Below are 637 nucleotides of genomic sequence, written 5' to 3' on the forward strand. Positions count from 1 at the left end.
CTCAGGAGACCGATCCATGGAACGTCGTTCCTTCGTCCAGGGCGCCGGCATTGCCGCGGTGCTCGCCGCTGGTGCCGCGCCGGCTGTCGTGCAGGCCCAGGCCAACATCCGCTGGCGCATCGCGTCGAGCTTCCCGAAGTCGCTCGACACTATCTACGGCGGCGCCGACGAGTTCGCCAAGCGCGTGAGCGCGATGACCGGCGGCAAGTTCCAGATCACGGTGCACCCGGGCGGCGAGCTGATGCCCCCGTTCGGCGTGGTCGACGGCGTGCAGAACGGCACCGTCGAGGCCGCGCACACCGCGCCCTACTACTTCTTCGGCAAGGACGAGACCTTCGCGCTCGGCGGGGCGATCCCCTTCGGCATGAACTCGCGCCAGCTCACCGCCTGGATGATCGAGGGCAACGGCCAGAAGCTGATGGACGAGTTCTACGCGCAGTACAACATCGTCGCGCTGCCCTGCGGCAACACCGGCGCGCAGATGGGCGGCTGGTTCCGCAAGGAGGTCAAGTCGGTCGCGGACGTGAAGGGCCTGAAGTTCCGCATCGGCGGCTTCGCCGGTCGCGTGCTCGAGCGCCTGGGCGGCGTGCCGCAGAACATCCCCGGCGGCGAGATCTACCAGGCGCTGGAGAAGGGC

General features: G+C 68.8%; 1 protein-coding gene. It reads left to right on the top strand.

Annotation, left to right across the window (positions count from 1 at the left end; genetic code table 11):
* Nucleotides 1–16 precede the first annotated feature (16 nt).
* On the top strand, nt 17–637 hold a 621-nt coding region (locus tag D3A59_RS25065), incomplete at its 3' end, for a TRAP transporter substrate-binding protein (RefSeq protein WP_119157996.1).

The sequence above is a fragment of the Caldimonas tepidiphila genome, assembly GCF_003569765.1.
Taxonomy (GTDB): Bacteria; Pseudomonadota; Gammaproteobacteria; order Burkholderiales; family Burkholderiaceae_C; genus Caldimonas; species Caldimonas tepidiphila.